General features: G+C 48.7%; 9 protein-coding genes. 2 read left to right on the top strand and 7 right to left on the bottom strand.

Annotation, left to right across the window (positions count from 1 at the left end; translation table 11 throughout):
- Positions 1-261: 261 nt before the first annotated feature.
- The gene (locus PJF56_RS21035; RefSeq protein WP_283764682.1) at positions 262-1,323 is read left to right on the top strand and encodes a D-alanine--D-alanine ligase family protein; all 1,062 of its coding nucleotides are present in this window, start codon (positions 262-264) and stop codon (positions 1,321-1,323) included.
- Between the two features lie 158 nt (positions 1,324-1,481).
- Here PJF56_RS21035 and PJF56_RS21030 read toward each other — a convergent pair whose 3' ends face one another.
- From PJF56_RS21030 to grxC, 7 genes are all read right to left on the bottom strand, one after another.
- On the bottom strand, positions 1,482-2,852 hold the full coding sequence (locus PJF56_RS21030) for an IctB family putative bicarbonate transporter (protein WP_283764681.1): 1,371 nt from the start codon (positions 2,850-2,852) through the stop codon (positions 1,482-1,484).
- A 22-nt stretch (positions 2,853-2,874) separates the two neighbouring features.
- A complete protein-coding gene (locus PJF56_RS21025; RefSeq protein WP_283764680.1) occupies positions 2,875-3,462 on the bottom strand; it encodes a 3-isopropylmalate dehydratase small subunit in 588 nt (195 codons plus the stop codon).
- 167 nt (positions 3,463-3,629) lie between these two features.
- Positions 3,630-5,237 carry a calcium-binding protein gene (locus PJF56_RS21020; protein WP_283764679.1) on the bottom strand — a complete coding sequence of 536 codons (1,608 nt, stop codon included), beginning with the start codon at positions 5,235-5,237 and terminating at the stop codon, positions 3,630-3,632.
- Between the two features lie 88 nt (positions 5,238-5,325).
- A complete protein-coding gene (locus PJF56_RS21015) occupies positions 5,326-6,075 on the bottom strand; it encodes a calcium-binding protein (protein WP_283764678.1) in 750 nt (249 codons plus the stop codon).
- A 71-nt stretch (positions 6,076-6,146) separates the two neighbouring features.
- Positions 6,147-7,079 (bottom strand): alpha/beta fold hydrolase, encoded by a 933-nt coding sequence (locus tag PJF56_RS21010; protein WP_283764677.1) that lies wholly within the window; start codon positions 7,077-7,079, stop codon positions 6,147-6,149.
- Positions 7,080-7,171: 92 nt separating this feature from the next.
- A complete protein-coding gene (gene tadA / locus PJF56_RS21005; protein ID WP_283764676.1) occupies positions 7,172-7,651 on the bottom strand; it encodes a tRNA adenosine(34) deaminase TadA in 480 nt (159 codons plus the stop codon).
- A gap of 7 nt (positions 7,652-7,658) precedes the next feature.
- Positions 7,659-7,964 carry a glutaredoxin 3 gene (gene grxC / locus PJF56_RS21000; RefSeq protein ID WP_283764675.1) on the bottom strand — a complete coding sequence of 102 codons (306 nt, stop codon included), beginning with the start codon at positions 7,962-7,964 and terminating at the stop codon, positions 7,659-7,661.
- 137 nt (positions 7,965-8,101) lie between these two features.
- On the opposite strand from grxC, the gene PJF56_RS20995 reads away from it, so the two are divergent.
- The gene (locus tag PJF56_RS20995; protein ID WP_283764674.1) at positions 8,102-9,562 is read left to right on the top strand and encodes a DASH family cryptochrome; all 1,461 of its coding nucleotides are present in this window, start codon (positions 8,102-8,104) and stop codon (positions 9,560-9,562) included.

Raw genomic sequence — 9,562 nt, 5'->3', positions numbered from 1 at the left:
CTTTTTAAGGGGGATTTAGGGGGATCTTTTCCGACTGTACCTCATTACCGCGCGAAGCGCGGTAAGTGTATCAACATAGGGTCTTCCCAATTGTGCCCCTTTTTCCTCAAGAACATCGATTCTGCCCATTACCCATTACCCATTACCCATTACCGCGCGAAGCGCTGTAACAGTATTGAGAAAGAGAAAATCCCTAAATTTTTTAATTTTTAATTGATATAATAAATTCTTTGTTGTTGACAGGGAGAGGAAAACAGGGTTATGAGCCAGAAGCGGATAGGACTGTTGTTTGGGGGATGTTCGGGGGAGCATGAGGTTTCGATGGTTTCGGCAAAGGCGATCGCCGCAGCGCTGCAAATGGGAGAAAATGGCGATCGCTACCAAGTCCTTCCCTTCTATATCCGTAAAGATGGTTACTGGTATGAACCAGAAACCGCCGCCCAAGTCCTGGAATCGGGTATACCCTTATCTACAGAGATCCCACCGGTAGGGAGTTTGTGGGAGTTTCCCCAGCAAGTGAACGAGATTGACATATGGTTTCCGATTTTACACGGCCCCAATGGTGAAGATGGCTCCATTCAAGGCTTGCTGCAACTGATGCAAGTGCCCTATGTGGGTTCTGGAATTGTGGGATCGGCGGTGGGGATGGATAAAATTACGATGAAAATGGTATTTGCCCAAGCGGGTTTAGCCCAAGTTAACTATAAGGCAGTGACTCGCGCTCAGGTGTGGTCTAATCCTTGTGTGTTTCCGAAACTCTGCGATGAGATAGAAGAGGCGCTGGGTTATCCCTGTTTTGTGAAACCGGCTAACCTGGGATCGTCGGTGGGTATTGCTAAAGTGCGATCGCGCCAAGAACTGGAAAACGCCCTAGATAATGCCGCCAGTTATGACCGTAGAATTATCATTGAAGCGGGTGTAACTGCCAGAGAAGTCGAATGTGCCGTACTCGGCAACGACTATCCCAAAGCGTCGGTAGTGGGCGAAATCACGTTTGAGAGCGACTTCTACGACTACGAAACCAAATATACTGCGGGCAAAGCCGATCTGTTCATTCCGGCTAACTTACCCTCCGAAGTGAGCGATCGCATCCGAGAAATGGCTATTCAAGCCTTCCAAGCCGTAGATGCCTCCGGATTATCTAGAGTAGACTTTTTCTATGTGGAGTCTACGGGGGAAGTCCTCATTAACGAAATCAACACCCTACCCGGCTTTACCGCCACCAGCATGTACCCCCAACTCTGGGCTAATACCGGCACTCCTTTCCCGGAACTGGTACATCAGTTGATTGAATTCACCCTAGAAAGACATTCAGTTAATTAGCCGCTCAAGAGGCAAGAGGCAAGAAGGGAGAGGACTTAGGGGGGAGTCTTTCAGTCTGAATAGACTTTTGCCCTTGTCTCAGGGTTAATCGAATCGATTATATTACTGGAGTGGGAGCATCTTGCTCCCTAAATTTTTATAGCGCTGCGCTATACCTATTACCTATTACCGCGCGAAGCGCTATAACTAGAGATAATAGCTACGGTAAACCACCAAAGGGTATTGACCTGGGGACGATACCAAACCGTGTCTACTGCGCCATGGGCCATCATACCGATCGCGATCGCCAATGCTCCCATTAACCACCAGCCTTCAGGTGAAGCCATCTCCCGCAGACGTTGCAGTTGTTTCCATCCCTGAGAAAACGTGACGGCTAAAAACCACAGGAACACGCTTAAACCAATGAAACCGGTTTCTACAGCCGTTTCTAGTAACACGGAATAGGCGCTGAGGGCAGAATATTTGGGAGTCATAAACAGGGGATAGATCTTATTAAAGGCGCTATTCCCTGGGCCAATACCCACGATCGGATAAGCTTCTATCATCCGCAGAGCGCCCATCCAGACATTGATGCGGAAATTATTGCTGCTATCAGAGCGACCGGCAAAAATACTAGAGACGCGATCGCGCACGGGAGGCACAAAAAACACGGCGATCGCAAATAAGGCCACCAAAACCCCAAAAGTCAAGGGAAGGGCGAACCTTTGCCAAAAGGGAGATAACTTAGCGCTCCACCAATACACCGCCAATAGACCAAAGGCCGTTAAAGCCACCACAAACCCGATCCATCCCCCCCGGCTATAGGTCAACACTAAGCAGGCAGAATTGACCGCAAACGTCAAGATCGCCAACATTTTGGGAAAAAAGCCCTTCCAAATCCAAACCGCCGCCAAGCCCCAAATAACCGCCGGTAAGAGATAGCCGGCCAGTAGATTAGGATTGCCCAAATAGCTATAGACGCGGGTGACATCAGCAGAAGCAGAAGACGGATCGACCCAAGTGGCCAGCGATCGCGCCCCAAAAAAGTATTGACGAATGCCATAAACCGCTACAGGCAAACTGGTTAATAGATAGATCGTAATTAAACTAGAGCGAATCCGTTGATTGCGAGTTAAGCGAGCCGTAAACGCAAAAAACAGTAAATACAGACCCAGTTTAATCAATCCCTTCAGGGCCGCCATTTTTACTGGCGAAAGGGCCGTAGCCACCAGGGAAATGACGGCAAACAGGAACACCACCCCATGAATCGGAGTGGCTAGGGGTTGTTGCTCCTGACTCGGATCGTCGGAGAGGGTGAGTAAAATCCAGAACCCTCCACAGGCGGCTAACAGCACACCAATTAGAGTTGTGGAGACAAAGGGGCTAAACCCTAGAACCAAGGCCACCAGAGTCGCGCCGATCCAGTCGGCATACTGCATGATGGCACTACCAGAGCGCCAGTTTCTCAGCGATCCGACGATCCGATGGAGTAGCGATCCTTGCAGCCAAGGATCGAGGGCAAAATTGGATAAAAGCAGAGTTTCCCACACAGTGATCGTTAGAGAATAGGGATTAGAACTGAAGATAGGGTAATTGGGCGGCGGTGGCGCGAATGGAGTCTACCCCTTGTAGGAGTTGGCCGCAACTGTCCCATGTGCCTGTGGTAAACATTTGTTGGGCCCCAGCGCTCAGGTGAATGGGGCTGGTGTTGCCGTCCCAGGTTAAAGTCAGGGTATTGAGATCTAGGGTAAGCGGAATTTGGGGGTTAGCGGCGATCGCCTCTTGCAGCGCCTGAATGACCTGGCTCGAAGCCGTCACACAGGGCAGTCCAATCGCCACACCATTACCAAAGAAGATTTCGGCAAAACTTTGGCCGATAATGGCTTTGATTCCCCAACGGGCGATCGCCTGGGGAGCATGTTCGCGACTCGAACCACAGCCAAAATTACCATTAACCACTAAAATTTTCCCATCTTGATACTGGGGGCGATCGAAGGGATGTTCGCCCTGCATTTGGGCCCGGTCATCCTCAAAGACCACCTCTCCTAAGCCATCGAACGTGACACAGCGAAGAAAACGGGCTGGAATAATGCGATCGGTGTCGATATCATCGCCAATTAATGGAATTCCGGGCCCAGAAATTTGTTGAATTTGACTCATAGTGAGGCTCTAACGGGTACTGTGTTGACAGCGCTTTTCTCTGGACTAACCCCTATCACGAGTGGGGGCAATTCATGAATTACCCCCTGGGGGTTAATGACCGTCAAAAACGCTATTTTTCTCTGTTCAGTTATTGTACGTCATCACCGCCAAGCGAGCTGATTTAACTATGGAATGGGAGGAGAAAAGACTTCCGCACCCACTTGCATTTGAGCCGCAGACATAGAGATAAAGTTGCCACTGCTTAAGCCGCCCGTGTAATCCACCAAAACCCCTAAACTTTGTCCAGTGGCTGCAATGCGAATTAAGGTATCGTTAGCAGAACTTCCGGCTAAATTGAGACTGATGTCAAACTCCAAGCTAGAGAAGGTTAAACCATCGGTCAGACCAATTAAATCGTCTGTACCATTCCAATCAAGAATTTGATCGATTAAACCGGGATTATCCGTGGCTTCATCGGTGCGGAAAACAAAGGTATCTGCATCTGCGCCACCGGTGAGTAAATCAGTACCTAGATCGCCAATGAGCAGGTCTTGTCCTGCTCCACCATTGAGCAGATCGTTGCCTTGTCCACCGCGCAGGACATCATTACCTACGCCTCCGGAGAGTTGGTCGTTACCGAGGTCTCCGCGCAGGAGGTCATCGCCATCTTCACCCGCGATAAAATCGTTGTTTTGTCCTCCTAACAGGCGATCGCCGCCTCCCCCTCCGCGCAGGTTATCATCACCTTCATTGCCTAAAATTACCTCACTCAAGGATGACCCCGAAACCTGGTCATTCCCATTTAAAGCCCACACGCCACCGGCATAATTGATTAGGGAGTTTGTCCCTTCTGTAGCACTCAGCACAATTACATCATCAATATCCGTGGAAATTAGACGAGGGATAGGGAATCCTGAGTCAGGAGTTAAAGTCGGATCGGTCGGGGTTGGAGTCGGGGTTGGTGTTGGACTTGGAGGCGCTACGGGGTCACTCGGAGGTGCTACAGGATCGCTTGGAGGCGCTACAGGATCTGGATTCGTCGGATTTGGATCTGTCGGATCTGTCGGATCTGCGGGATCTGCGGGATCTGCGGGGTCTGCGGGGTCTGCGGGATCATTGGCTGCTGTCCCCACTTCTATAGCAGCAGAACCCAAAGAAAAGGTAGAACTAGCGCGACCCGTTAGATCTCCCAAATATATGAAATTGGAGGTGTCATAAGGATTAAACGGTAAGGGAGTAGTGGCTTGATCAAAGTTATAGTTGCGAAGAGATCCCGTTAAAATTTGGTTCCCATTGGCTGAAAGGGTATAGCTATTACCCTCAACTGCCAGTGCATAGTTAGTCGCATTTGTCGTGTCAAAATCAACGGATTCAGTGGCCGTATTAAAATCAGTAGCTGGAGCCGAAATCTTGTTAGTTTCAAAATCGAGTTCAATCTCACTTTGACCGCCATTACTGACAGCTAGAACACTGAAGCCAAACCGAGTGTCATCGGGACTATTTTCTGAATCAATTCCCAGATTAAAGGATAAGGTATAGCCAGCCGTGGGATCGAGATTGGGAAAATTGGCATTCACCGGAGCGAGTTGAAACGGAATCAGGCTGGTTGCCTGGTAATTGGTGTAACCCACAAAGCCAGTCTGTCCATCTTCAGTAAAATCTGTATTGAGAGTGACTCGATTATTGCCTAGGGTTTCATTGGCCGCAGGAGTTGGATTAACTTGTTGTAAGCTCAGTTGTCCTTGTTGAGCCGGCCGAGTACCTAAATTTCCGTCAAAAAGAGTGGTTGCCAAAGTTCTATCCTCACTAAAAATGGATCGCTATGATTTTGGTTATTCCAGACTACAAGATCGGGTGTTGAATTTCCTGCTGGTCTTAAATTTAGGGGATCAGAGGAAAAAAGACATTAGAACCGACTTGTAAATCGTTCGGAGTAATGGGGGTAAAGTTAGCTGGCCCCAAGCCTAGGGTGTAGTCTACAACAATGCCTAAACTTTGACCCGTCGAGCCAATAACAATTAAGGTATCGTTGGCTCCTCCTCCGGCCAGGTTGCGACTGGTATCAAAACCGAGATTAGAATAGCTTAATCCATGGGTGAGGCCGATAGAGTCTTGGGTTGGATTCCAGTCCAGGATCAGATCGACTACATTGGGATTAAAGTTGGCTTCATCGGTACGCAAAACCAGGGTATCAAAGCCGGCCCCTCCAACCAGGTTATCTACGCCTAAATCTCCAATGAGGAAGTCTTGTCCAATTCCTCCGTCGAGGACATCGTTACCTTGGCCCCCTCGGAGGGTGTCATTCCCTGCTTCTCCAAACATCTGGTCGTCACCGAGGTCTCCTCGCAGGAGATCGTCTCCGTTTTCACCAAAGAGCAGGTCTTCGTTTTGTCCTCCTAAGAGGCGATCGCCTCCCGGGCCACCTCGCAACTGATCGTTGTTCAGGTTACCTAAAATCACTTCACTGAGGTTCGATCCATAGATGGTATCGTTTCCCGCTAGGGCCCAAAGTCCTCCGGCATAGTTAATGAGGGAATTCTGTCCTGGCGTAGAATTTAAGCCAATGAAGTCATTGAAATCCGTTGCTAATAGACGGGGCGGAAAAAAGGAAAAATCAGGTGTGGTTACCATAGTGATTCAATCAGGATTAAGGGGCGATCGCCCACTCTTCTTAAACAGACAAGGGGCAAATCATCCCTAGTTTAAGGGATAAAGAGGTCATTCTTTTGGCTTTTGATTCCTTGGGTCTCAATCCAATTACGGATTAACTCATTCACTTGAGTGGGGACTTCATCATGGGGACAATGGCCTGCTTGGAGGAAATGTTCGGTCAGATGGGGATAGTATTGATGGAACTTGGGACTTCTTTCCCTGGCGTTCATCCAAGGGTCAGCTTCTCCCCAAAGCACTAACAGGGGACAGGTGAGTTGTTGCAAAAGATGATCGACTTTTGCGCCGGGAGGGGTTTTGAAGACGGCAGCAAAAACATCCGGGGCCCCAACATCGCAGGAGGGGCGATAAATTTCTTCTACAAGTTGGTCAGTGACGGCGGTTTTATCCAGATAGACTTTGAGTAGGGTTTTGCGGATGGTTGAGCGCCGACGAGCATATTGGAAGAGCCAAAAGTTAATCCCAGGTTGGAGAAATAACCAACGGGTGACCTTACCGATGGTGGCTTTGATGGGGTTGGGTGGGGTTTGGGGTTCACTATCAGAAAAGGGCCCGGCACTGTTGATTAAGACTAAGCCTAGGGCTGACTGGGGATAGTGAGCGGCGACGCAGAGGGAGGCATAACCGCCGAGGGAATTTCCGGCTAGGATGACGGGTTGACCGATGACTTGGGTAATAAAGTCATGGAGTTGATCTCGCCAGAGGTCTCCACTATAGGTTAATTTGGGCTTGCTAGAGCGCCCAAACCCTAGTAAGTCAATGGCCCAAACCTGAAAGTTTTCCTGAAGTTCGGCGATGTTTTTACGCCAGTGATCGGTTGAGGCTCCAAACCCATGGACGAGGAGTAGGGGAGGGTGTGAGGGATTGGGTTTTCCGGCTTGGGTGTAGTAGATGGAGTGGGTGCGCCACTGCCAATATTGGCCGGTTGGGTGGGATGGGGGGTGAGATGAAATGGTGGTTTGCATGGATTGGGTCTGGATATGAAGAAGTGTTAATTCATATTAATTATTGTAACGCAACGTTATGGCACATTCTGGGGAGGCGGATAGGAGGGGTGCTATTGTCTTCGTTGTGCAAACCAGGATTGTAACTGCTGGCGACAGGGAGATTCAAGAATTCCTGATAATACCTGAAGACGGTGGTTGGAGGCGGCGCTATCGGGCAGATTTAAGACGGTGCGAATGGCTCCGGTTTTGGGGTCATCAATTCCATAGACGAGCTGGTGTAACCGAGCGTGGATGATGGCTCCGGCGCACATGGGGCAAGGTTCGAGGGTGACATAGAGGGTACAGCCTTGTAGGTTCCAGGAGTTGAGGCGATCGCAGGCTGCACGGATGGCTATGATTTCAGCATGGGCAGTGGGATCGCGATCGCCTTCTTTCTGGTTTGCCCCTTCTGCCAGCAACTGCCCCTGGCGATCGAGAATGACCGCGCCTACGGGCACTTCCCCGGCTTCTGCTGCGGTTTGTGCCAGCTCAAGAGCGCGAGTCATCCAATGGCGATGATGTTGGTACAGGGGATGGGTGAGGGGAGACACGGGGATTTTATTGGGTGAGGAGGGGGTTGAGTTGTCCTTGTCGGTCTAGAGTATATAACTCATCACAGCCTCCGATGTGGCGATCGTTAATAAAAATTTGCGGAACCGATCGCCGTCCTTGAGAGCGTTCTGCCATTTTGCTTCGACCGGCTTCATCGCCATCAATCTTATATTCAGTATAGGAAACCCCTTTCCACCATAATAAGAGTTTGGCTCGGATACAAAACGGGCAAGTTTGCCAAGTGTAAATTTCCACGTTTGCCTTAATCTTTTCTGACGGACGACCTAACCAAGAATTGAGGAAATCGAGCATAGGGTAAAATTATTCGATTACGATACTGACTTTCATTTTAATCAAGCCTTGCTCCTTTTATGGCAAACTGAAGAAAAGCCTGCTCAATCAATCCAATTATCCCCTAGGCAAATCTCACCAGGAGATTTCGTAGACTCATGAGCCAAAAACCGATCCTTCTTTGGTATCGTAACGATCTGCGATCGCACGATCATGAACCCCTAACCCAAGCCCTGAAAACCGGCGCTGTGGTGATTCCGGTCTATTGTTTTGATGCTCGTTGGTTGCAAAACACCCATTTTGGCTTTCCCAAGATGGGTGTTTTTCGCGCTAAATTTCTCCTGGAAAGCGTGGGGACGCTACGGCAAAAATTAAGGGATCTCGGCAGCGATTTAATTATCCGTCAAGGGTTACCGGAAAACGTCATTCCTGAGTTAGCCATAACCTTAAACGCAAGTGCTGTTTACTATCATCAGGAAGTAACAGCCGAAGAAAAGTTAGTCGAAACGAAACTCCACAAAGCCTTAAGCCAGCATCAGATTAGCACTCAAGGGTTTTGGGGGTCTACACTCTATCACATTAACGATTTGCCTTGGGCGATCGCCAAAATTCCCGAAGTTTTCACCCCCTATCGCAAAGAAGTCGAAAAACGCTCTAGGGTGCGCCCCACTTTCCCCACTCCCGATACACTTCCCCCTTTACCCAATCTCCATCCGGGCAACCTTCCCAGCTTAGAAGAATGGGGACTCGAACACCCCCGATCTGACCCGCGAGCCGTTTTATTTTTCCGGGGTGGAGAAAAAGCAGGATTACAACGGATACAAGATTATATTTGGCAGGGCAATCATCTAGAACATTATAAACAAACTCGCAATCAAATGTTAGGGGCCGATGGTTCATCTAAGTTTTCGCCCTGGTTAACTTGCGGTTGTCTATCCCCCCGTTTCATTTATGAAGAAGTACAAAAGTATGAATCAGAACGAGTTAAAAATGAATCCACCTATTGGCTGATTTTTGAACTCATGTGGCGGGATTATTTTCGCTTCATTTGTGCCAAACATGGCAATAAAGTCTTTTATGCGTCTGGACTGCAAGGATTATCTTTCCCTTGGAAACAAGATTGGCAACAATTTGAACGCTGGCAGGAAGGAAATACTGGATTTCCTTTAATTGATGCCAATATGAGAGAATTAGCGGCTACCGGCTTTATGTCCAATCGCGGTCGGCAAAACGTCGCCAGTTTTTTAACCAAAAATTTGGGCATGGATTGGCGCATGGGTGCAGAATGGTTTGAATCCTGCTTAATTGATTATGACCCCTGTAGTAATTGGGGAAACTGGAATTATATGGCAGGAGTGGGGAACGATCGCCGAGGCTTCCGCTATTTTAATATTGCTAAACAATCCCAAGATTATGACCCAAAAGGGCAATATGTCAAGCATTGGTTACCGGAATTAGCCAATGTTCCACCGACTAAAATTCATCAACCTTGGAAGTTGTTAGCGGTGGAACAAAAGCGATTTGGCGTACAGATGGGGGTGGATTATCCTTTACCCATGGTAGATTTAAGTGAATCGGTACAAATGAATCGTCATATTTATGAAATCACGAGATCTTAG

The sequence above is a fragment of the Roseofilum halophilum BLCC-M91 genome (assembly GCF_030068445.1).
GTDB lineage: Bacteria > Cyanobacteriota > Cyanobacteriia > Cyanobacteriales > Desertifilaceae > Roseofilum > Roseofilum halophilum.
Note: the sequence above shows the minus strand (reverse complement) of the source record. Positions and strands in the feature narration are given on the sequence as shown.